This is a genomic window from Neisseria blantyrii (assembly GCF_962747855.1).
In the GTDB taxonomy this organism is placed as follows: domain Bacteria; phylum Pseudomonadota; class Gammaproteobacteria; order Burkholderiales; family Neisseriaceae; genus Neisseria; species Neisseria viridiae.
On record NZ_CAUIZY010000003.1, the window covers coordinates 107,496 to 131,274 of the forward strand.

A 23,779-nucleotide genomic window follows, 5' to 3' on the forward strand; every position below is an offset into this window, starting at 1 on the left:
GAAAGAATAATTATGCAAGAAGTTCATTTTACCATGCAAGGCAAAGGCGGTGCCGGCAAGTCATTTATCACTTCTATTTTGGCGCAATATCTGAAAAAACGCAGCGATAAAAACGTTACCTGTTTTGATACCGACCCGATTAACCCGACATTGAGCCGTTATGCCGCACTCAATCCCACCATTATTCATTTGTTGGAAGATGGCAAAATCAACAGCCGCCATTTTGACAAGCTTATGGAAATCATTGAGAGCCAAGACGGTGTCGGTGTTGTGGACACTGGCGCAGGAACGTTTGTTCCCTTGATGTATTATTTTTCTGAAAACCATATTGCTGAATATTTGTTTGATTGTGAAGTTAATTTGGTAGTTCATGTGCCGATTGTCGGCGGTCAGGCATTCAATGATTGCTTGGTGGTACTAGACCAAATTTTGAGCAGCATGGGTTGCGATGTCGTGATTTGGTTAAACCATTTTCAGGGAAAAATCACAAATTTCCAAGAAACACAGGTTTACAAAGAATACAAAGACCGCATCATCGGCATCATGGAAATTCAGAACAAAGATTCCGACACATTCGGCAAAGATTTGGAACGCATGACCGAAATGAATTTAACTTTTGATGAAGTGCAAGAGTCCAAAATCTTCAAAGGTATGGAACGCAATCGCCTGAAACATTTTGCGCGTGAAATGTTTGAAGATTTGGACAAAATTCCATTCATTGCCACTCTGAAAGATGATGATGAGCCAAGTTCATGAAACAGAAATCCGCCAACTGATTGCAGATGTGATGCGCGATACAGGCATTCGCATTGATGCTGATGACCCGATTGTTGCCATGCTGTTTGCTCAAAAGCGCGAATTGGCGCAATTTTTGCAGCAATCCGGCGATGAGCAGAGCGCGCAACGTGAACGATTTTTAGCAGATTTTCAAACGCATTCCGAAAGCATCATCACGGCAGCTGCAGAATTGCAGAGTCAAAAGCAGGAATTGCTCGCATCATTATTGCAAGCCAACGCCCAAGACCGCGCTGAAATGGAGCAGAAACTGTTTGGCAGCATCAGCCAGCGTGTTCAAACACAATTTCAGGCGCAAGCAACCGAGTTGGCAAAACACATTTCAGGCAGACTGAAAATGGGCGTGATGATGTGGGCGGTGGTGCAAATGCTGATTTTTGCCGTTATGTTTTTTTTGTTGAAAAAATGACAACAGGCAGCTTGTTTCAGGCTGCCTGAATTTTTTAGGAAAGCATAAATGAAAGCAAATGAAAATTGGATTATCGCAGGAGTTACTGTTGCTTTTGCTCTATTTATTTGGTTCGCTTCACAGCCAGCAATTGAGCAAGAAGAGCAAGAGAAACATCAAGAGCAATATATTAGAGAACATTGTACATTGATTAGATTGCATATTTCAGCCAAGCAATCACATTATCGTTGTACTGATAATATAGAGTATATCCTAAATGGATTGCCTTAACAGGAAAACCTATGAAAACTTACACTGTAACCGAAGCTGCCGCACTCGCGCATTGCCACCCAGAAACCCTGCGTGAATACATACGAACTGGCAAATTGATTGCTGCCAAAGTCGGGCGAGCCTATTGTATTCGTCAAACAAAACTTGACGAATTTTTAGCACAACTTGAAAATGATACCGTACAGGCATCACTCATCAAACGGAGTGAACAAAAATGTCAAAAAATTCAAATGGACTCTACCAGCGTAACGGCGTTTGGTACATGGACATCAGAACACCAAGTGGCGAGCGCATTAGACGCTCTACTGGCACACAAGACAAGCAAAAAGCACAAGAATTACGCGCTAAGTTAGAACACGAATTTTGGCAACAAAGCCGTTTAGGCGTGAAACCCAAAAAATTGTGGGACGAAGCCGCGTTGCAATGGCTCAAAGAAAAAGAGTATGATAAAAAAAGCATTCAAGACGACATCAGCCGTTTACGCAATTTACCCCAACTTCGGGGTATTTTTTTGGACGAGTTGAACCGTGAAACCATTATGGCAGTTGTAGAAAAATTACTGTGTGGCAACAGCACTAAAAACCGCTATCTTGCACTCATTCGGGCAATTTTGTACAAAGCGCGTGATGAATGGCTGTGGTTGGACGAAGTGCCAAAGTTGAAATTGTATAAAGAACCCGGTAACCGCATTCGTTGGCTGAAACCCGATGAAGCGCATCGTTTGATTGATGCTCTGCCTAATAATTTTTGGCGGCAAATGGCGATTTTCAGCTTGTGTACAGGATTGCGCCAAAGCAATGTTTTTGGGCTGAAATGGGAACAAGTGGATTTAGACAAACGCATTGCGTGGATTCATCCCGATGAAGCCAAAGCAGCCCGAGCGATCGGCGTACCGCTCAATCAAACGGCGGTACAAGTTTTGTCAGAAAGAGCGGGTATTCACACAACCTACGTTTTTACCAATAGCGTGAATAATCCAATCTGCGGACTGGATAGCCGCGTATGGGAACGCAGCCTGAAAAAAGCGCACATCGAAAATTTCAGATGGCATGATTTGCGCCATACTTGGGCAAGCTGGTTGGTGCAAAGCGGCGTTCCGCTTTTGGCTCTGAAAGAAATGGGCGGTTGGGAAAAGCTGGATATGGTGATGCGATACGCGCATTTAGCCACCGAACATTTACAAAGTCATGCGGATATTTTGGACACAATGCACAACTTAGACACAAAATGGACACATCTTCAAACAATGAGGCAAAAGGAAAAAGCCTAAACAATTGTTTAGGCTTTTGAAATTTGGCTCCCCGACCTGGGCTCGAACCAGGGACCTGCGGATTAACAGTCCGTCGCTCTACCGACTGAGCTATCGGGGAATGGGGCGTATTATAGCGTCCGCAAAAAATGTGTCAATCCTTAATTTTGTCCAAACGGGTAACAAAACTACAAATATATGAATGGAAAAGATATTTAGCCAAATATGCCGTCTGAACGGGAAAACCGGCTTCAGACGGCATATTGGTTCAAGTCAAACAATATGAAAGAAACCGCCGTTACACACAATTACAGCCGTCATCATTCCGTATTTATATTAAGATTACGCCTTGAGATTACGGACAACAGACAGGACTACAAGATGGATACCGCATCGGAACAGCAGGCCTCTGCTTTGGGCATCAGCTTGGGGTTTCACGACATCGGCGGCGTATATCGCGCTACACCGCCAGAGGTATGGGAAACGATAGCCGACACCTTGCAGAAAGACGGTGTTTCAGACGGCATTTATCTCGACACGCTGGCAGCCCGCGAACACGGATGCGAAAATCTGACCCTGCCGTCCGCATGGTCGGACGAAACGGAAACCGTTTTGGAAGATGAAAACGGCACACATCGGCTTTTACCCCTCAGCCGCGACGACCACGGCACATACCGACTCGCCCTGCCCGATCTTTCCTGCGGCTACTACACCCTTTCGTGCGCTGCCGGAAAAATCCGTCTGATTGTCGCACCGCAATCGGTTTACCGGCCGCCCGAACCAAACGGCGGCGCAAGAATGAACGGGCTGACGGTGCATCTGTACAGCCTGCGTTCACAACGGAACTGGGGCATCGGGGATTTTACCGATTTACAGAACCTGATGACTTATGCGGCAGAGAAAAAGCTGGATTTCGTCGGCATCAATCCGCTGCACGCGCTTTTCAGTGCCAAGCCCGCCTTTGCCAGCCCGTACAGCCCGTCTTCGCGCGAATGGCTCAATCCGATTTATCTGGATGTGGAAAAAGTCGGGGCGTTTTCCTACAGCGAAACCCTGAAAAACCGTTTTGCCCAAGAAAAAATGCAGCGGCGCATTGCCGCACTGCGGATTACCGATACCGTAACCTACACGGCGGTTTGGGCGTTCAAACGCGAAGCTCTTCAGGCGGCATTCCAAGCATTTGAAACCGAACCGTGCGAAGCCGCCCAAAAGGAACGTGCGGCTTTTGCCGCATTTGCGGAAGAAAAAGGAGCGGCACTGTCGGGATTCGGGCTGTTTGAAGCCCTCGACCAATATTACGGCGGCTGCGACGGCATAGGCTGGCAATCCTGGTCTGCCGAGTTTCACGACCCCGACGGCGAAGCCGTCAAAAACTTTGCCGCCAACTACGGACACGACATCCGTTTTCATATGTGGCTGCAATGGCTTTGCGCGGAACAATGGTACAAAGTGCAGGAAACGGCGGTCAGACTCGGCATCAAGTTGGGGATTTACGGCGATTTGGCGGTCGGCGTGGCGCGCGGCGGCGCGGACACTTGGTTAAACCGCCAAGATTATTGTATGGATATGTCTGTCGGCGCGCCGCCCGATCCTTTGTGCCCGACGGGGCAAAACTGGGATTTGCCGCCGCTCAATCCGATGATGCTGAAGCACACGGGTTATGAGAAGTTCGCCCGGTTGCTGCGTGAAAATATGCGGCTTTACGGCATCTTGCGTATCGATCATGTGATGGCTTTGTACCGCCTGTGGTGGATTGCGGGCGGGACGGCGGATTTCGGCGCGTATGTGCATTACGACGCGGACGTGATGTTTGCCATTTTAGCTTTGGAAAGCCGGCGCAACCGCTGCATCGTCATCGGCGAGGATTTGGGGACGGTGCCCGACCGGGTGCGTGATTTGTTGAACCGTTATCAGGTGTTTTCTTATAAGGTCGTGTATTTCAGCAAAGGCAGGCACGCCTTTGAATTGCCCGATGAATATCCCGAACAGGCAATTACGGTCGTCAGCACGCACGATGTCGCGCCTTTGGCGGGTTATTGGACGGGCAAGGATTTGGATTGGATGTTCCGCCTAGGCACGATTCCCGATGCGGAAACTTTTCAGACGGCATTAGAAGCGCGCGAACACGACAAGGCAGACCTGTTCGACAAGCTTAAACAATGCGGCTGTTTGGACAAAGACAGCACAATGCCGTCTGAAATGACGGAAAGGCTGATGTCCGCCATCCACAAATATGCCGCGATGAGCCGCAGCAGGCTGTATGCGGTGCAACTGGAAAACCTGCTGGGCGTGGGCGACAACCTGAATGTGCCGGGCGTTGCCGAGGGTTATCCCAACTGGGCGCGCAAAATGCCCGTCGCGCTGGAAGACTTTGCAGATTGCCGAACCATGACCGCCCAACTTGCCATGATTGACGGAGTCCGTATGAAAAAGAACTGCCCAACCCTTTCCTACCGCCAACCCGACCAAGCCGAACGCGACATGGTTGACAGCCTGTTTTTTGCGGCCCACGGCGACGTATTCGCCTATTTGGGACGGCACCGCCTTGCCGAAGGCGGCGAAGTCGTGCGCACGCTGATTCCCGACGCTTCGGCAGTAGATATTGTCGACCGTGAAAGCGGCGGACTGATTGTGCCGTCTGAAAAAATCGATGGGCGCGGATTCTTTGTCGCCGTACTGCCCGATAATGCGCCCGATTACGCGCTGAACGTCTATTACGGCGGAAACGGCAACCCCGTGCGCGAAGAAGACCCCTACCGCTTCCCGTCGGCATTGAAAGAAATGGATTCTTGGCTGTTGGCGGAAGGCAGACACCTGCGTCCTTATGAAACTTTGGGCGCGCATTTTGCCGAAGTGGATGGCGTGAAAGGCGTGAGCTTTGCCGTATGGGCGCCAAACGCGCAGCGCGTGTCTGTCATCGGCGAGTTCAATAACTGGGACGGCCGCCGCCATGTGATGCGTTTCCACCGCGACAACGGCATTTGGGACATCTTCATCCCCGCCGTCAAACCCAATGCCCTCTACAAATTTGAAATCCGCGATGCCGGCGGCAATGTGCGGCAAAAAGCCGACCCGTATGCCTTCGGTGCGGAGTTGCGTCCGAATACGGCATCTGTCGTGCGCGGTTTGCCGGAAAAAGTCGAAGCCCCCGACTTCCGCGCCCGCGCCAACGCCGTTGACGCGCCCATCAGCATTTATGAAGTGCATTTGGGTTCGTGGAAACGCAATCCCGAAAACAACTTCTGGCTGACTTACGAAGAGCTTGCCAAAGAACTGATCGCCTACGTAAAAGACATGGGCTTTACCCACATCGAATTCCTGCCCGTTTCCGAATATCCGTTTGACGGCTCGTGGGGCTATCAGGCGACCGGATTGTATGCGCCGACCAGTCGTTTCGGTTCGCCCGACGAATTGCGCGCCCTGATTAAAGCCGCCCACGACGAAGGCATCGGTGTCATCCTCGACTGGGTGGTCGGACACTTCCCCACCGACGACCACGGGCTTGCCAAATTCGACGGCACGGCATTGTACGAACACGCCGACCCCCGCGAAGGTTTCCACCAAGACTGGAACACCCTGATTTACAACTTCGGCAGGAACGAAGTCAAAAATTTCCTGCAAGGCAACGCCCTGTATTGGATAGAACGCTTCGGCTTCGACGGCATCCGCGTGGATGCAGTGGCTTCGATGATTTACCGCAACTACTCACGCAAAGACGGCGAGTGGATACCCAACCAATACGGCGGTCATGAAAACCTCGAAGCCATCGCTTTCCTGCGCGACACCAATACGATGTTGAAAAAGGAAGTTCCGGCTGCCGCCGAAATTGCCGAAGAATCCACATCATTTGCCAACGTAACCCGTCAAGAGGGTTTGAACTTCAGCTTCAAATGGAATATGGGCTGGATGAACGACACCCTGCGCTACATGATGGAAGACCCCATCAACCGCAAATACCACCACAATAAAATGACCTTCGGCATGATGTACCAGTACAGCGAAAACTTTGTGCTGCCCCTGTCGCACGACGAAGTCGTGCATGGCAAACGCTCACTGCTCGGACGGATGCCCGGCGACTGTTGGCAGCAATTCGCCAACCTGCGCGCCTACTACGGCTTTATGTACGGCTTCCCCGGTAAAAAACTCTTGTTTATGGGCAACGAGTTCGCGCAAGGCAGAGAGTGGAACTACAACGAAGGACTGGATTGGTTTTTACTCGAACAAGAAGGCGGCCGGCACAAAGGCGTACAAGACTTCGTGCGCGATTTGAACCGCGTCTATAAAGACACCGCGCCGCTTTACCAATTAGACCAATGGCCGGAAGGCTTCGAGTGGCTGGTTGCCGACGACGGCGACAACTCCGTCTTCGTCTTCGAGCGACGCGACCGCGAAGGCAACCGCGTCATCGTCATCAGCAACTTCACGCCTGTGGTGCGCGAAGGCTACCGCTTCGGTGTGAATTCCGCCGGCGGATACCGCGAAATCCTCAATTCAGACGGCCTGCATTACAAAGGCAGCGGCGTTTCTGCCGGCGCAACATTGGAAACGGAAGAAGTTTGGTCGCACGGCAAACCAAATTCCCTGTCCGTAACCGTACCGCCGTTGGCAACCGTTTACCTGTATCAGGCGGCACAAAGCCAAACGGGGGCGGAAAAAACCTCCGATGCCGTCTGAAAGGCGGACGGGGCTTGAACCCCTCAAGCCCCGTTGTCCGCCGCTCCCGTCAAAACAATGCCGTCTGAACTTCGCCGCGTTCCAAAGCCAGTAAAAACTGTTTGCGGTTCAACCCGCCTGCGTAGCCGGTCAGTTTGCCGTCGCTGCCGATGACGCGGTGGCAGGGAATCAGAATGGACACTTTGTTCTGCCCGTTGGCGGCGGCAACGGCGCGGACGGCTTTGGGGTTGCCCAAACTCTGCGCCTGCTCCTTGTAGCTGCGCGTTTCGCCGTAAGGAATCGCCAAAAGCGTGTCCCACGCCTGTTTTTGAAACGCCGTACCAATCATTTCCAAGGGCGTGGCAAAGGTTTTCAGACGGCATTGGAAATACAAATCCAATTCCTGCCGCAGAAGTTGCGTTCGCTCATCTTCCCGAAACACAAACTGCCCGCTCAAAGCTTTTTGGACGGCGGTAATTTCCTGTTCCAAATGCTTCTGTCCGACAAACTCCAGCAGACACAAACCCCTACTGCCGAACACCGCCAGCATCTCGCCCAAAGGCGTGGCAATGGCGGCACACACCAGCTCGTTCAAGCTGTCGGGATAACGTGCTTCCAACAAACGGATGGCGCGGCGGATACGGACATATTCTTCAGGCGCACAGCCGATACGGTCGATAAAATCCTGCTCGAACTGTTTGGCTTCGTGTTCCGTCAGATTGGGATACGGCATGACTTCACACTCAAAAACTTGGGTTTCGAGCCAATGGCGGATTTCATCCCATTTTGACGGCAGATTGTTTAAGGAAGGCAGGGTAATCATTTGTTTGCTCCGTATCCCTATCATGGATTTGACGGCGAAATCCCCAATTTTCGCCATTCCCGCACGCCGATGCAGGAACGGGCTACGACGGAAATCTTGAGGGTTGGGTTGCGGCAATTCCTAAATATTCGATGTTTCTAAAGCCTCAGGGAAAGGAATTAAAGATTTCAGACGGCCTTCAAAGGCTCGTCTGAAACCACGATTTTTGCATTTGCGCATTTCGGCACATCATCCAACCGTTTCGACACATTCCTGCCGCCTTTGACAGCCTATAATGAATCCACTTATTCATCAAGCAAAGGAATCATCTATGCAAACCCGCATCCTCTCCGCCGTACTGCTGGCTTTTTCAACTGCTGCCCTTGCCGGGGGCGCATTCACGCTGCAATTCGACAACCCGTCCAAAGACGGCGGCTTCACGCAAAACCAGCTTTTGAGCGCGCCTTACGGCTTTGGCTGTTCGGGCGGCAATGCTTCGCCCGCGCTGTCGTGGAAAAATCCGCCCGCAGGGACAAAAAGTTTCGTCCTGACCGTTTACGATAAAGACGCGCCGACCGGCCTGGGCTGGATGCATTGGGTGGTCGCCGACATTCCCGCCGATGTCCGCCGCCTGCCCGCAGGCATTACCGCGCAAGGCGGCAGGCTGCCCAAAGGCGCGCTGCAAACCCGCACAGACTTCGGCACGCCGGGCTACGGCGGCGCGTGTCCGCCCGAAGGCAGGAAACACCGCTACGAATTCACGCTCACCGCGCTAAAAGTCGCCAAGCTGCCGAACATCACCGCCGAATCCACACCCGCGCTGGTCGGTTTCTTCACTAAGGCAAACAGCTTGGGCGAAGCAAAATTCACGGTCGAACACCGACGCTGACCTGCACCGTGCGCCGATATGCCGTCGGCTCCGCTTTCGAGCGGACCGCCGACGGTACGCAACCGAACCGCTCTTTGAATCGCGCGCTGAAACGGGACGGGCAGTCATAGCCGACCGCGCCGGCAATCTGCGCCACCGGCCATTGCGTAACCTGCAACAGCGTCAGCGCGCGCATCATGCGTACATCCGTCAGCAGCGTACGGAAATTCGTGTCCTGCCTCGCCAACCGCCGCCGCAACGCGGCCTCGCTGCAATTAAGCCGCTGCGCCAGCATCGCCGACGACCAGTCCGCAGCCATATCGGCGGTAATCAGTTTGCGGATTTGCCGCATCAGGTTGACGCCTTCGTACACGGCAAAACCGATGCCGTCATGCTGCAACCACGCCAACACGCCGCAAAGCGCAGCCTCTGCCGCATTGTGCGGCACTTCTTCATCCGCCAGTACCGCAGCCGCATAATCAAACGCCGCGCCCATACGCCCGAGGTGCGGCAGCTTCACCGCATCGCACACTGCCTGCGCTGTCCCGTATTGTGCGGCAAACCTTTCTACGGTTTCCTGTTCGAAAGCAATCCATTGCGCCTGATAGAGGCCGTCTGAATCGGGAATATTGATGACATCAAACGTCTGTCCGCCTGCCAACGCGACCGCCTCACCCGCCGCAATCCTCAATTCGCGCCCCGCCCACCGCAGCTTCTTGCATCCGCGCCGCACGATAAGCACAGCCGGTTCATATACCGCCACGCTGCGGTACAAGGCGGTATGGTGTTGCACGATGCCGCCCAAAGCACCCAATCGTTCGCGCGTATGAAAGTAATTTGACGGCACGGTTATCTTCCTCAATGTTTCAACACACAGGGCCGCACATAAGGCGCAGCCCTGTTTACCCTGATTTGGAAGGGGTTACTTCCCAAAAATAAACCAAAATCCCACCGCCCCGAATGGCCGGGTTTCAACCATATTCCGTCGGCGTACCTGCAACTTGGCCTCTCCCCTATGGGGGAGGCTCGGGGAGAGAGTAAAACGGGGCAGATACAGACAATATTTCCGTTACCGCCCCAATGCCCTCTCCCTAGCCCTCTCCCACGGGAGAGGGAATGGATTGCCGTTCAAATAAATCGCTCTACATAAAAATCAATGTGTTGCCTCAAACTCACGTTAGACCTAATCAAATGGTCGGACATCCATATCCGACAGCCCATCTTCTTTTCAGACGGCATTTCCAGCCAACAACCGCGCCAATATCCCCTCATACACCGCTGACAGCTTCGGAATATCGTCCAGCCGCACGTTTTCGTTGATTTGGTGGATGGTGGCATTGGACGGGCCTAATTCGATGAGTTCTTTCGCAATGGCTTTAATGAAGCGGCCGTCAGAAGTGCCGCCGGTGGTGGACAATTCGGTCTCTACGCCGCAGGTTTCGACAATGGCGGCGCGTGCGACATCAGTCAGTTTGCCCGCGTGGGTCAGGAAGGGCTGGCCCGAACACGACCACTGCAAATCGTATTGCACGCCGTGTTTGTCCAAAATGGCGTGGACACGTTGTTTCAGCCCTGCTTCGGTGGACTCGGTGGAGAAGCGGAAATTGAATTTGACGTCCAGCTCGCCCGGAATGACGTTGGTCGCGCCTGTGCCGCCGTTGATATTGGAAATCTGGAAGCTGGTCGGCGGGAAGTATTCGTTGCCTTCGTCCCAGACTTCCTGCGTCAGCTCTAACAAGGCCGGGGCAAAAGTATGCACGGGATTGATTGCCAAATGCGGATAGGCGATATGTCCTTGCTTGCCTTTGACGGTCAGGTTGCCCGACAGCGAGCCGCGCCGGCCGTTTTTAATCATATCGCCCAATTTGTCCACGGTGGTCGGTTCGCCGACGATGCAATAGTCGATAAGCTCGTCGCGCGCTTTCAACACATCGACGACTTTGGTCGTACCATCCAGCGCATCGCCCTCTTCGTCGGAAGTAATCAGAAGCGCGATGCTGCCTTGGTGGTCGGGATGTTCGGCAACGAAGCGTTCGCAGGCGGTAACGAAGCAGGCGATGCCGGTTTTCATATCCGCCGCGCCGCGCCCGTATAATCTTCCGTCGCGCTCGGCCGGCTCGAACGGGGGCGAATCCCATTTTTCAACGGGGCCCGTCGGCACAACGTCGGTATGCCCTGCAAAACAGACGACGGGAGTTTTCGTGCCGCGTCGCAACCAGATGTTTTTGGTGTCTCCGAAATGGAGTTCTTCAGCCGCAAAACCGATTTTGTGCAGGCGTTCGGCAAGGAGTTTTTGGCAATTTTGGTCATCCGGCGTAACGGACGGTCGGGCAATCAATTCTTTGGCGAGTTCTAGGGATCGGGTTTCGGTCATTTTTCGGCTTTTCTGTTTGAGATGCCGTCTGAACGGAGTTTCAGACGGCATTTGATGTTGAATGAAACGGGCTAACGATAGCGAAGCGGGTTCTTCAGGTCAAGCACCATGACACGCTTCGTAAAGCGGCAGCAAGTCTTCCACCGTTTCGGCTATCCATTTCGCTACATTTTGTTTGCCCAAATCGTTGCGTTCGATGTGTTTGCCGATGCAGAAAAAGTCTTCGTCGTTTTGCAACCTTCGGTCGGATTCATTTTGCTGCGCGACAGTGCGGTAGTCGTCGTATTCGCTTTCCGCGCCGTGCCACATATCGAATGCGGCGTATTTTTCAGTGTCAAAATTATCCAGCCATCGGTTGTAATCGGGCAGAGCAATCGGCGACACGTCGGCTTTGTAGCAGTGCCAATCCAAGCTGACACTCAGACGGCGGCGGTTAAGTAGTATCGACAGGATGGCGGCAGAGTTTTTGTATTGGGCGTATTTAAAATAGGCAAAGAAATGGGCGCGAACCTGCCAGCCGTTACACCAGCGTTCGATATGCGGCGGGGCGAAAGGTTCGCCCAAATCTGCGGCGACCTGCTGTATCAGCTGCTGCCATACCTGCCAGTTTTCTTTATAGTCGGCCTTAATTTGCGGAATGCTTTCGGGCTGGTATTTCTTGAGCTGGGCAAACTGGAAAAACGGGATATTGAACAAATCGCAGCTTTTCGGGGTCAGCATGATTGGCTTCCTTTTCAGACGACGTGGTTGTGTTACGGGGATACTGGGGTCGCCTGAAACTCTGTTTTCAAGTTTTAAGACAACCTTTATTTGAAGAAACGGCAATCTGCAAACGACCTTATCTGCGCCTGCGCGCCGCCATGATTTCGCCGATTTCGGTCAGTTTTTCTTTAGGAATAAACGTTTTGCCCATGTCGAACAAAGGCTCTTCAATCGCCAGATGCACATCATATCCCGCCACAAAACGTTTGAACGCTTCCGCATCGGGGATATAGGCATTGTCTGCTTCGAGTTTGGCAAATTCGGCAGCCACAGCATCCCAGTTGCCATGTAGGCTTACATGTTGGTGCAAAAGCTCATTCACACTTTCTTGGGCTTGCGGCGCATATTGCAGCAGGAGCGGGAAAAAGTTTTCTTCTTCGTCTTCATGGTGCAGCGGCGCGGCAACATTAAAATACTGGGCGATTTGGCGGATGGTTTGCAAAACAATCTGATTGCAGCCGTTTTCGGCGATATAGTCCGACAGCATGGCGACTTGTCCGCAGAAACGGCGCACTTTGCCGTGGCAGGCATACAGCATTTCAATCGGTTCGGCAAAGGTAACGCTTTTGGTTTCAAACGGATTCATGGTTTTTAGGTTTTATTCTTAAATTAACGTTTCCAGATTATAACAAAACAGCCTGCGCAAGGCAGGCTGTCTGTTTTCAAGCTTTAGACGGATTAGTCAACCAAAGTAACTTTACCGTTCATCAAAGCACCGTGACCTGGGAAGGTACAAGCGAATTTATATTCGCCGCCGACCAATTTAGCAGGATCCAGAGTCAGGGAAGCTTCTTCGCCGCCGCCAATCAGTTTGGTGTGGGCAACAACGCGTGCATCATCAGGTTTAACATAATCGGTATCGGCAGCACCTACGCCGTCTTTAAATACGCCGTCCATGTCTTCAGCTTTGGCAATCACGAGGTTGTGACCCATGCTGGCTTTGGGTTGCGTACCGGTATGTTTCAGAGTGATGGTGAACTCTTTACAAGCCTTGCTGACTTGGATGTCTTTGGTGTTGAACTGCATATTGTCGTTGGCTTCAACAGTAGTTGCACAGTTGCCGGCGGCAGGTGCGGCTGCGGCATCAGCCGGTGCAGCCTCAGAGGCTGCAGGTGCTTCAGCGGCAGGAGCCTCAGAAGCTGCAGGAGCCTCGGCAGCAGGTGCAGCAGGTTCTTGAGAGCAGGCAGCCAAACCGATAACGGCAGCAGAAATCAGAGCCAGATAAGCTTTCATAACAAATCTCCAATTGATGAAATTGTGTTAAATTTTACGAAAATTAAAATGCAACCGATATTAACAAACCTTAAAAAAGCATGGCAACGATTGCATAAACAGATGTCTCAGTACGGTATTTTGCTACAAACTTTACTTGAAATCAAAGCCTGTTTATAAGTTTACACCGGTTTACCTAAAAACCAGAAAGACTCACCTTGAGACTATATATTTAGTATTAGATTAACCACTAATTTACTTCACAAATTAACTGAAATTTACAATTCTCCGAAAGTAAATTTTATGCACCGTGTTTCCTGACCAATTCCGCCAAAGCTTCTGCCAATTCAGGATGTCGCTTTTCCAGCCTGGCTGCTGCCGAATCAAAACTTTCCAATGCAGCTTTACTCAAGTGTAAATTATTCGTTTTCGGCCGGCTTTCCGGCTTCGGTACAACCTTAACCGAAACAGACCGTATTGCCTCATCCAAACCGGCCAATTGCGGCAGAACCGACGGCACAATCATCTTCAAACGCGATGCCGCCATATTGTTTGCCGCCAAAAGGATAAGCCTTCCATCTTCGATGCATGCCGTCTGAAAGTGCGGATGCAGATTAGGAGGAAGCAATTTTTTTACCGCAGCATCCAAACGTCGCCATTTCCCCGCCTGTTTCAAAAGCTCCGAAAGCAGTGAATCCTGCCTGCCCAGATGTTCCAGATTCATAAAACGCACACCCCAAAAGATTGAAATACCGCAAACGCGCCTTTATTTCAGACGGCATTAGCACTTTACGCAACCGCTTGTGTTAAAATTACGTTTTCGCCCACTATTATATCAGGCGTAGGAATTATTCATGCTGACAAACATCGCTAAGAAAATTTTCGGCAGCCGCAACGATAGGCTGCTCAAACAATACCGCAAATCCGTTGTCAAAATCAACGCACTCGAAGAACAAATGAAAGCCTTGAGCGATGCGGATTTACAGGCCAAAACAGCCGAATTCAAACAACGCCTGGCCGACGGACAGACTCTGGACGACATCTTGGTCGAAGCCTTCGCCGTCTGCCGCGAAGCATCCCGCCGCGTGCTCGGCATGCGCCACTTCGACGTGCAACTGATCGGCGGCATGGTGCTACACAACGGTAAAATCGCCGAAATGCGTACCGGCGAAGGTAAAACCCTGGTCGCCACCCTCGCCGTCTATCTCAACGCACTTGCCGGCAAAGGCGTACACGTCGTAACCGTCAACGACTACCTTGCCTCACGCGATGCGGGCATCATGGAGCCGCTCTACAATTTCCTCGGCCTGACCGTCGGCGTGATTATTTCAGATATGCAGCCGTTCGACCGTCAAAACGCCTACGCCGCCGACATTACCTACGGTACGAACAACGAATTCGGCTTCGACTACCTGCGCGACAATATGGTAACCGACCAATACGACAAAGTGCAGCGCGAATTGAATTTTGCCGTTGTCGATGAAGTGGATTCCATCTTGATTGACGAAGCGCGCACTCCGCTGATTATCTCCGGCCAGGCAGACGACAACATCCAGTTGTACCAAATCATGAACACCGTCCCGCCCCACCTCGTCCGCCAAGAGACAGAAGAAGGCGAAGGCGACTACTGGGTAGATGAAAAGGCGCACCAGGTCATCCTGAGCGAAGCCGGCCACGAACACGCCGAGCAGATTCTGACCCAAATGGGATTGCTGGCAGAAAACGACTCGCTCTATTCTGCCGCCAACATCGCCCTGATGCACCACCTTATGGCGGCATTGCGCGCGCATACGTTATTCCACAAAGACCAACATTACGTTATCCAAGACGGCGAAATCGTCATCGTTGACGAATTTACAGGCCGTCTGATGTCCGGCCGCCGCTGGTCCGAAGGCCTGCATCAAGCCGTGGAAGCCAAAGAAGGCGTGGAAATCAAACGCGAAAACCAAACCCTCGCCTCCATCACCTTCCAAAACTATTTCCGCCTGTACACCAAGCTCTCCGGTATGACCGGTACGGCAGATACCGAGGCTTTCGAGTTCCAAAGCATTTATAACCTCGAAACCGTCATCATCCCGACCAACCGCCCCGTACAGCGCAAAGACTTCAACGACCAGATTTTCCGTTCCGCCGAAGAAAAATTCGAAGCCGTCGTCAAAGACATCGAGGAATGCCACAAACGCGGGCAGCCCGTCCTCGTCGGCACGACCAGCATCGAAAACTCCGAACTGGTTTCCCACCTTCTGCAAAAAGCCGGACTGCCGCACAACGTCCTCAACGCCAAAGAACACGAACGCGAAGCCCTGATTGTCGCCCAAGCAGGCAAAGTCGGCGCGATCACCGTTGCCACCAATATGGCGGGACGCGGTACGGATATCGTTTTAGGCGGCAACCTGAAGCACCAAACCGATGCCATCCGCGCCGACGAAACCTTGAGCGACGAAGAGAAACAGGCACAAATCGCCGCACTCGAAAACGGCTGGCAGGCAGAACACGACAAGGTTATGGAAGCAGGCGGCCTGCACATCATCGGTACGGAGCGGCACGAAAGCCGCCGTATCGACAACCAATTGCGCGGACGCTCCGGCCGTCAGGGCGACCCCGGATCCAGCCGTTTCTACCTTTCGTTTGAAGATCCGCTGCTGCGCCTCTTCGCACTCGACCGCGCCGCCACCATCCTCAACCGCCTCGCCCCCGAACGCGGCGTTGCCATCGAGCACAACCTGCTGACGCGCCAAATCGAAGGGGCGCAACGCAAAGTCGAAGGCAGAAACTTCGATATGCGCAAACAGGTTTTGGAATACGACGACGTTGCCAACGAACAACGCAAAGTCATTTACAGCCAGCGCAACGAAATTCTGACCAGCAAAGACATCAGCGACCTGATGAAGGAAATCCGTTCTGATGTCGTCAGCGACCTCGTGGATACCTATATGCCGCCCGACAGCATGGAAGAACAATGGGACATCCCAACTTTGGAGAACCGTCTGGCTGCCGAATTCAGACTGCACGAAGACATCCAATCCTGGCTGAAAGCAGACAATACAATTGACGGTCAAGATATCAAAGAACGCCTGATCGAGCGCATCGAAAACGAATATGCCGCCAAAACCGAACTGGTCGGCAAGCAGGCAATGGCCGATTTCGAGCGCAACGTGATGTTGCAGGTCATCGACAACCAATGGCGCGAACACCTCGCCGCTATGGACTACCTGCGCCAAGGCATCCACCTTCGCAGCTATGCCCAGAAAAATCCGAAGCAGGAATACAAACGCGAAGCCTTTACCATGTTCCAAGACCTGTGGAACGGCATCAAATTCCATATCGCCTCCCTGCTTACTTCGGTTCAAATCGAACAAAACCCTGTCGCGGCGGTTGAAGAGCAACCCGTCGGCAACATCCAGTCCATCCATTCCGAATCGCCCGATATGGAAGAACTTTTGGGTCAGTCGCAAACCGATCTGGTTACCGAAGCCTTTAATCCCGATGGGACGGATTTCAGCCCCGAAGCCTTGGAAGCGCAGGGGCAAATCGTCCACCGCAACGACCCCTGCCCCTGCGGCAGCGGTTTGAAATACAAACAATGCCACGGCAAATTGGCTTAAGCGTTTGAACGCAAATGCCGTCTGAACATCCGGTTTCCAGCTTCAGACGGCATTTTGCCTAAATCGCCGTATCCGACCGACAATCCGAAAACTCCTGATTTGATACCATCCGAACTAAAAACAGGCATCCGCCCCGCCGAACTATGATTCCATCCGACTTCATTGACGAACTTCTAGCCAAAGTCGATATTGTCGATATTATCGACGAGCAGGTTCCGCTGAAAAAAGGCGGGGCGAACTATATGGCGTGTTGCCCGTTCCACAAGGAAAAAACGCCGTCGTTTTCGGTCAGTCCAACCAAGCAGTTTTACCATTGTTTCAGTTGCGGGGCGCATGGTTCGGCGATTGGTTTTGTGATGGAACATCAGGGGCTGTCGTTTCCGGAGGCGGTGCAGTTTTTGGCTGATCGCGTCGGCATGACGGTGCCTAAAGTTCGTGGGCAGGAAGACAATCCCGAAATCCGTGCCGAACGTAAGAAAAAACAGCAGACTTTGGAAGAAACAACGGCAGCGGCAGCGGATTTTTATGCGCAACAGTTGAAATTTAATCCTGCTGCGAAGGCCTATTTGGATAAACGCGGTTTGAGTGCGGAAGTTATCGCGCATTATGGTTTGGGCTATGCGCCTGACGGCTGGCAACCTTTGGCGCAAGTGTTCCAACCCTATCCGAATACTGCATTGGTGGATACGGGCATGGTCATCGACAACGAAGGCAAACATTACGACCGCTTTCGCCATCGGATTATGTTCCCTATCCGTAATCCGCGTGGGCAGGTCATCGGATTTGGCGGCAGAGTGTTGGACGACTCGAAACCGAAATATTTGAACTCGCCTGATACGCCTTTGTTTGATAAGGGGAAAAACCTTTACGGACTATATGAAGGGCGTGCTGCCATAAAAGAGGCCGGACGGATTTTGGTGGTCGAAGGCTACATGGACGTGGTCGCATTGGCGCAGTTCGGCGTCGGCTACGGCGTGGCGGCTTTGGGTACGGCAACGACGGCGGAACACGTCAAAATCCTGATGCGTCAGGCAGACAGTATTTATTTTTGTTTTGATGGTGACAGCGCGGGACGTAAAGCGGCTTGGCGCGCGCTGGAAAATGCGTTGCCGCAATTAAAAGACGATAAATCGCTGCATTTTCTATTCTTACCCGAAGAACACGACCCAGACAGCTACATCCGCGCCTACGGCAAGACGCAGTTTGAAGATGCCTTGTTAAACCAAAGCAAGCCGCTGTCAGAATATTTCTGGGAACATCTTTCAGACGGCCTCAACCTCAATACGCAAGAAGGCAAAGCAGAATTGGTGAAAACCAGTTCGCCGCTTTTGGCGCAGATTACCGCGCCGACATTGGCTTATTTGTTAAAACAACGGCTTAGCGAGCTGATCGGCATCGACCCCGACGACCTCGCCCAACTGTTGGGACAGGAAGCGCCGAAGCGGCACGTCAAACAAAAAAGCTACAAACTGCCCCCGATTTCCGTCAAACAGCCCGTTATGCCGACATTGGTGCAACGGCAAATCCGCAGCCTCTTGATAAATCCGGATTGGGCTGCATATATAGACCTGCCCGATTATCTGGCGTTGGACGGCGATTTCGCCTGCCTTGCCAACCTCGCCGAAACCATTAAAAACCATCCTTCCGTGCCGGCAACCGCACAGGTTTTGGAACATATGCGCGGTTCGCCCTACGAAGAAACAATCAACCGCATCTTCCGGTCGGTCCTTCAATCGGAAGAAATGGAAGGCAGCGGCGAAGAAGATTGCGAAAACTTCCAAATCGGCATCAAAAAACTGCTCAATGAGTTAAAATACAGCCAAATCGAAACATTAAAACAAAAAAGCCTGCAATCCGGCTTAAATGAAAGCGAGAAAAAACTTTTACTGTCGCTGCTGACCGCAAAACAAAATTGACCGGCGGATTCCGCCACCCGTAAACCGTTATGCCGTCTGAAAAGCATTCGCACCGGCTGCAACAACAACACCTGCAGAACACCCATCCCAAAAAGCCTTCAGACGGCATCAGAGTACCCGCTCTGCCACGCCTTCAGGTGCGTCCAAACGCAAACCGTCGGCACCTTACCAACAGAAAGCAGACAATGTCCAAAAACCAAAATCACGAAGAATACCAAGACGATGCCCGCCCCCTGACGATTGAGGAACAACGCGCGCGCCTGCGCCAACTCATCATTATGGGCAAAGAACGCGGCTACATCACCTACTCCGAAATCAACGACGCCCTGCCAGACGATATGTCCGATGCCGATCAAATCGACAACATCGTCAGCATGATTTCCGGTTTGGGCATCCAAGTTACCGAACACGCCCCCGATGCGGAAGACATATTGTTAAGCGACAATGCCGCCGTTACCGACGATGATGCCGTCGAAGAAGCCGAGGCCGCCCTTTCCAGTGCAGATTCCGAGTTCGGCAGGACGACCGACCCCGTCCGTATGTATATGCGCGAAATGGGACAGGTCGACCTGCTGACCCGCGAAGACGAAATCATCATCGCCAAAAAAATCGAAAACGCCCTGAAAAATATGGTTCAGGCCATCTCCGCCTGCCCGGGGTCCATTGCGGAAATCTTGGAACTCATCGAAAAAATCCGCAAAGACGAAATCCGTGTCGACGAAGTCGTAGAAGCCATTATCGACCCGAATGAAGTATTGCTCAACGAATTGGGCTTGGGACACTTGGAAACCACAGTGCCCGAGAAACCTTCCAACGACAATTCGGACGAAAACGAAGACGACGAAGAATCGGAAGAAGATGCGGATGAAATCTCGGCAGCCAATCTCGCCGAATTGAAACAAAAAGTCATCGGCCACTTTGCCCAAATCGAAAAAGACTACAAAAAAATGATCGGCCGTTTGGAAAAACACCACAGCCGACACAAAGACTATCTCGCCTACCGCGACGCGATTGCCAACAAACTGCTGGAAGTCCGTTTCGCCACCCGCCAAATCGACAGCCTCAGCAGCAGCCTGCGCGGGAAAGTAGAAAACATCCGCAAACTCGAACGCGAAATCCGCGACATCTGCCTCGACCGCGTCCATATGGAACGCGACTACTTCATCCAAAACTTCCTGCCCGAAATCACCAATCTGGAATGGATTGAAGAAGAAATCGCCAAAGGCAGGGTTTGGAGCGACGCACTCGACCGCTTCCGCCACGCCATCCTCGAAAAACAAACCGAGTTGGCGGATATGGAAAAAGAAACCCGCATTTCCATCGAAGAGTTGAAAGAAATCAACAAAAATATGGTGTCGAGCGAAAAAGAAACCGCAGCCGCCAAGCAGGAAATGATTCAGGCAAACCTGCGTCTGGTGATTTCCATTGCCAAAAAATACACCAACCGGGGCTTGCAGTTCCTTGATTTGATTCAAGAAGGCAATATCGGTTTGATGAAAGCGGTCGATAAGTTCGAATACCGCAGAGGCTATAAATTCTCCACCTACGCAACTTGGTGGATCCGTCAGGCAATCACCCGTTCGATTGCCGATCAGGCGCGTACCATCCGCATTCCGGTACATATGATTGAAACCATCAACAAGATGAACCGCATCTCGCGCCAGCACCTTCAAGAAACCGGCGAAGAACCCGATTCCGCCAAACTTGCCGAACTGATGCAGATGCCCGAAGACAAAATCCGCAAAATCATGAAAATCGCCAAAGAGCCGATTTCGATGGAAACCCCGATCGGCGACGACGACGATTCGCACTTGGGCGATTTCATCGAAGATGCCAACAATGTTGCGCCGGCCGATGCGGCAATGTACACCAGCCTGCACGAAGTAACCAAAGAAATCCTCGAAAGCCTGACACCGCGTGAGGCAAAAGTCCTGCGTATGCGTTTCGGCATCGATATGAACACCGACCACACGCTGGAAGAAGTCGGCAGACAGTTTGACGTAACGCGCGAACGCATCCGACAAATCGAGGCAAAAGCACTCCGCAAGCTGCGGCATCCGACAAGAAGCGACCGTTTGAGAAGTTTCTTGGACAGCGAAGACAGCAAGCTATAAACCAAAAAACCGCAGATTTCAAATACCTGCGGTTTTTTCTTACACAATAAACAACGCTTCCACATATCCCACACTCCCATCCCGTTTCGCCAACAACTCCAGCTGACAGATTTCCACCAGAGAGCAGGCTTTGCATCGTTTGCCGTAGTCGGGCGGCGGGGTTTGTCCGCTGTTTAAAAGTTCGCGGACGGCGGCTATAGTTGCGAGGGTTTGGGCGCGTAGGCCGTCTGAAAACACGACGGGGACGCGGTGGCGGGTTTGCATATACCACAGTGCGCTCTCAGAGACGGTTTGCCCCGTCATTTCTTCCAAGCACAAGCCTTGGGCGCAAAGCTGGATTTCGTCCATCGGGTCGGGTTTTGGCTTGCCACGTTTGTATTCCACGGGTTTCAGACGGCCTGTTTTCGTATCCACTTCCACCAAATCCAATATGCCGCTGATGCCCAGCTTATCCGCCGACACATTCACCGTCCGCTCAAAGCGCACGCCCTTGCGTGTTTCCGGCTCACCCGAATCTTTGCCGCAATGATATTGCGCTCAATCGGTACGGAATTTTGCTCCGACACCCGATACTGCGCCCGTCGCAACAGCACATTGCCGCTCTGCCGCCCCTGAAGCCGCCCCAAGAAACGACCGTTTTCGGTAAAAAACACCAAATTCACATTATTTTCGCCGCAAAACCCCAGCAGAAACGGCGACACCAACACATTGCCAAAGCAGAAAATATGCCCGATGGAATGCACCGGCAACTGCGCCACCTTCTTACGCTCCTGCTCCACCACCAACGTCTCCCGCTCCTTATGTAGATAGCTGCCTTGGGTGGTGATGTAGAGCGTGTTTTGCAGTTTGCGCATAGTTGAAATCCTCGTATTTTTAATATATTTTTTATTTTTAAATCAAAATTTTATAAATTCCTTCCTAAAAGGTTTTAGGGAGTATCTACACTTATTTATAGCAACTGTGTTCCGCTTGCGTCCTCTGAACGTAGTTTAGACAGTCTGAAAAAGTAACTAGCTCTTCAAACGGGCTCAATAAATAATGGAAATTTTTAGCCCATTAGATATTTAAATCCAATTTTGAATACTTTCTTGAATCCGTCTAAACCAAATATCTTCATCTTCTGCATCTTGGTTATAGAGCCATTGTTGCTCCAACCAGTTTTCTAAAATAGAAACTTGTGAAAATTGTTGTACAATTCCAACTCGGAAAAATTCAATGAAACTGTATAAATCCATAGGAATAATTTTAGTTTTTCCACCATACCTTTTAGTATGCACTTTATTCAGGTTAAAAAAGAATGCCTTTGTTGCTTCTGATATTTTAGGTGCAATAAAAAAACAATATGCTTTGTTATGCTGTAATTTATTGACCAAATCACCATAGTGCCGGGGAACAGACGAACCTTCCATATTAAATTGAGTTTCACCACGAGACATTGTTACTTCAATAATGCAGGAAAAATCCCCATAATTAATTTCAATATCCGGCTTATTTCCTGGAGCAGTATTAAGTGGCATGCCATCTAAATCAAAAATAAAATTCCCAGAAATTTCTTTAGTGTGATTTAAAGCAGCAAAAGCACGCCAAACATTCCACTCAAGAAACAATGGGGCATCGGGAACTTCTTTATCAATAATTTTATTGAACATAAGATAAATATCATTTAAATCATCTAATTTATTTTCTTTTAATTTAATTATATTATCGCTTACAAATTTTTTCTTTTTCTCAGTTTCTAACACAACCAAATCGTCTTTTAACTCATCAATAGTCTTACTTTCTAATACTACTTGTTCAACTGACAAAGATTTTATCTTATCAATTAGCCTATCTTTATTATCTGAAAATAGTTTTAATGATTCAGGATCAAATAGGTAATTTTGAAATGACTTTACACTATCAAAATGCATTGGATGTCTATCAATATTTTCCAAAATAAAATTCACATCATCTTTTCTAGATGGTGAAATCTTAATTCTCATAGTTTTAGAGTCAATTGTAACCAACTCAGTTGCACGGATATATCTAAAAAAAGCATCTGCGTAATCGCGCATATTACTTTCTTTTGTTTTTATGAATTTTTCAAAAGTAGAGTGTTCACTTTCTCGTGTGTAAAATTGATTATTAACAATCTCATAATGAAATATCTCTTTTATTTCTGCGACAAACTCACCCGAAACAAAAGTTCTCCAACTTGCTCTTTTTTCTTTTCTACGCTCTCTAAAAGAAAGAATCTTATTTTTAATAAAATCAAATTTATTAAAGTTTGTTAGTTGTAAGAAAAATAAGGCTATTTCTAGCTTAGAAATAGAACCCAACTCCTTAATGAGTCGTAACAACTCTAAATAAGGTTTAACATTAAATTCAATGACATTTGATTGAGTATGGTAAGGAGATGGTAATTGAAATTTTAATAATTGTTTGGTAAAAATTTCATCTAATCTTTTCTCTGAAATAAGCTGTTTGCCAGCTTTGGTTAAGTTAATCTCTGGTGTTAATTGAATAAAACCAAGTGCTTTGGGAGCACGTGTAATTCGATCTCTAGCTGCTAAAGCTGGATTTTTTGGTCTTTTCTCCCCTTCATAAAAATTAGATAAAAATAAAGTATCAAAAAATTCAATCTGTGTTTGTGTATTCCATTTTTTCTCTTTAAATTTTTCATCTAACAACCTCAGTTCGGGAATGATTTTCTCCAATGTTCTCGGTGAAGTAAATCCAAAAAGATGCTTACTTTTAGATAGTGATGCCAT

General features: G+C 50.4%; 18 protein-coding genes, 1 tRNA gene and 2 pseudogenes. 10 read left to right on the top strand and 11 right to left on the bottom strand.

The genetic code is table 11. The annotated features are described in order from the left end of the window. Window positions 1–12 precede the first annotated feature (12 nt). Genes Q9J80_RS04195 through Q9J80_RS04215 form a run of 5 tightly spaced genes read left to right on the top strand, consistent with a single transcriptional unit; the run spans window position 13 to window position 2,744 of the window. Complete coding sequence (locus tag Q9J80_RS04195; protein ID WP_301674137.1) at window positions 13–756, top strand: nucleotide-binding protein; 744 nt, start codon at window positions 13–15, stop codon at window positions 754–756. Continuing rightward, window positions 740–1,204, top strand: a complete 465-nt coding sequence (traM, locus tag Q9J80_RS04200; protein WP_301674136.1) for a conjugal transfer transcriptional regulator TraM — start codon at window positions 740–742, stop codon at window positions 1,202–1,204. Before Q9J80_RS04195 ends, traM begins: the two co-directional genes overlap by 17 nt. A 48-nt stretch (window positions 1,205–1,252) precedes the next feature. Next, window positions 1,253–1,474, top strand: coding sequence for a hypothetical protein (locus Q9J80_RS04205; RefSeq protein WP_301674135.1), 222 nt, complete (start codon window positions 1,253–1,255; stop codon window positions 1,472–1,474). An 11-nt stretch (window positions 1,475–1,485) separates the two neighbouring features. Next, window positions 1,486–1,827: a helix-turn-helix domain-containing protein gene (locus Q9J80_RS04210; RefSeq protein WP_301674134.1), complete on the top strand. Its 342-nt coding sequence runs from the start codon at window positions 1,486–1,488 to the stop codon at window positions 1,825–1,827. Next, window positions 1,737–2,744 carry a tyrosine-type recombinase/integrase gene (locus tag Q9J80_RS04215; protein ID WP_301674207.1) on the top strand — a complete coding sequence of 336 codons (1,008 nt, stop codon included), beginning with the start codon at window positions 1,737–1,739 and terminating at the stop codon, window positions 2,742–2,744. The genes Q9J80_RS04210 and Q9J80_RS04215 overlap by 91 nt, the downstream gene beginning before the upstream one ends. 24 nt (window positions 2,745–2,768) lie before the next feature. Here Q9J80_RS04215 and Q9J80_RS04220 read toward each other — a convergent pair. Further along, window positions 2,769–2,844 (bottom strand) — tRNA-Asn (locus tag Q9J80_RS04220). A gap of 260 nt (window positions 2,845–3,104) precedes the next feature. On the opposite strand from Q9J80_RS04220, the gene glgB reads away from it, so the two are divergent. After that, window positions 3,105–7,397, top strand: a complete 4,293-nt coding sequence (gene glgB / locus Q9J80_RS04225) for a 1,4-alpha-glucan branching protein GlgB (protein WP_301674205.1) — start codon at window positions 3,105–3,107, stop codon at window positions 7,395–7,397. Between the two features lie 49 nt (window positions 7,398–7,446). Here the strand turns inward: glgB and Q9J80_RS04230 are convergent, their stop codons facing one another. Then, window positions 7,447–8,256 (bottom strand): methylated-DNA--[protein]-cysteine S-methyltransferase, encoded by an 810-nt coding sequence (locus tag Q9J80_RS04230; RefSeq protein WP_301674133.1) that lies wholly within the window; start codon window positions 8,254–8,256, stop codon window positions 7,447–7,449. A gap of 253 nt (window positions 8,257–8,509) precedes the next feature. Between Q9J80_RS04230 and Q9J80_RS04235 the strand changes: the two genes are divergently transcribed. Then, window positions 8,510–9,067, top strand: a complete 558-nt coding sequence (locus Q9J80_RS04235) for a YbhB/YbcL family Raf kinase inhibitor-like protein (RefSeq protein WP_118787157.1) — start codon at window positions 8,510–8,512, stop codon at window positions 9,065–9,067. On the opposite strand, the gene Q9J80_RS04240 is transcribed toward Q9J80_RS04235, so the two are convergent. From Q9J80_RS04240 to Q9J80_RS04265, 6 genes are all read right to left on the bottom strand, one after another. Further along, entirely contained in the window at window positions 9,045–9,860 is an 816-nt protein-coding gene (locus Q9J80_RS04240; RefSeq protein WP_192880269.1) for a helix-turn-helix transcriptional regulator, read from the bottom strand. The two genes, Q9J80_RS04235 and Q9J80_RS04240, sit on opposite strands and share 23 nt — an antisense overlap. A 414-nt stretch (window positions 9,861–10,274) precedes the next feature. After that, window positions 10,275–11,420 (bottom strand): succinyl-diaminopimelate desuccinylase, encoded by a 1,146-nt coding sequence (gene dapE, locus Q9J80_RS04245; protein ID WP_304671401.1) that lies wholly within the window; start codon window positions 11,418–11,420, stop codon window positions 10,275–10,277. A gap of 99 nt (window positions 11,421–11,519) precedes the next feature. Then, the gene (locus tag Q9J80_RS04250; RefSeq protein WP_304671384.1) at window positions 11,520–12,140 is read right to left on the bottom strand and encodes a glucose-6-phosphate 1-dehydrogenase family protein; all 621 of its coding nucleotides are present in this window, start codon (window positions 12,138–12,140) and stop codon (window positions 11,520–11,522) included. Window positions 12,141–12,258: 118 nt separating this feature from the next. Next, the gene (locus tag Q9J80_RS04255; RefSeq protein WP_050388280.1) at window positions 12,259–12,768 is read right to left on the bottom strand and encodes a hemerythrin domain-containing protein; all 510 of its coding nucleotides are present in this window, start codon (window positions 12,766–12,768) and stop codon (window positions 12,259–12,261) included. Between the two features lie 92 nt (window positions 12,769–12,860). Then, window positions 12,861–13,415 (bottom strand): azurin, encoded by a 555-nt coding sequence (azu, locus tag Q9J80_RS04260; protein ID WP_304671383.1) that lies wholly within the window; start codon window positions 13,413–13,415, stop codon window positions 12,861–12,863. 280 nt (window positions 13,416–13,695) lie between these two features. Continuing rightward, window positions 13,696–14,118 carry a DciA family protein gene (locus Q9J80_RS04265; RefSeq protein ID WP_301674130.1) on the bottom strand — a complete coding sequence of 141 codons (423 nt, stop codon included), beginning with the start codon at window positions 14,116–14,118 and terminating at the stop codon, window positions 13,696–13,698. A gap of 130 nt (window positions 14,119–14,248) precedes the next feature. On the opposite strand from Q9J80_RS04265, the gene secA reads away from it, so the two are divergent. From secA to rpoD, 3 genes are all read left to right on the top strand, one after another. Next, a complete protein-coding gene (gene secA / locus Q9J80_RS04270) occupies window positions 14,249–16,999 on the top strand; it encodes a preprotein translocase subunit SecA (protein ID WP_301674129.1) in 2,751 nt (916 codons plus the stop codon). 143 nt (window positions 17,000–17,142) lie between these two features. Next, window positions 17,143–18,915 (top strand): DNA primase, encoded by a 1,773-nt coding sequence (gene dnaG, locus Q9J80_RS04275; RefSeq protein ID WP_301674128.1) that lies wholly within the window; start codon window positions 17,143–17,145, stop codon window positions 18,913–18,915. Window positions 18,916–19,100: 185 nt separating this feature from the next. Continuing rightward, entirely contained in the window at window positions 19,101–21,029 is a 1,929-nt protein-coding gene (gene rpoD, locus Q9J80_RS04280; protein WP_301669722.1) for an RNA polymerase sigma factor RpoD, read from the top strand. A gap of 39 nt (window positions 21,030–21,068) precedes the next feature. Here rpoD and cas4 read toward each other — a convergent pair. The 3 genes and pseudogenes from cas4 to Q9J80_RS04295 form a co-directional block, all read right to left on the bottom strand. Next, window positions 21,069–21,545: pseudogene (gene cas4 / locus Q9J80_RS04285) on the bottom strand (CRISPR-associated protein Cas4); the annotation flags it as partial. Beyond that, window positions 21,527–21,883: pseudogene (gene cas1 / locus Q9J80_RS04290) on the bottom strand (CRISPR-associated endonuclease Cas1); the annotation flags it as partial. The pseudogenes cas1 and cas4, both read right to left, overlap by 19 nt. Window positions 21,884–22,093: 210 nt before the next feature. Further along, window positions 22,094–23,779, bottom strand: a complete 1,686-nt coding sequence (locus Q9J80_RS04295) for an AlwI family type II restriction endonuclease (RefSeq protein ID WP_301674127.1) — start codon at window positions 23,777–23,779, stop codon at window positions 22,094–22,096.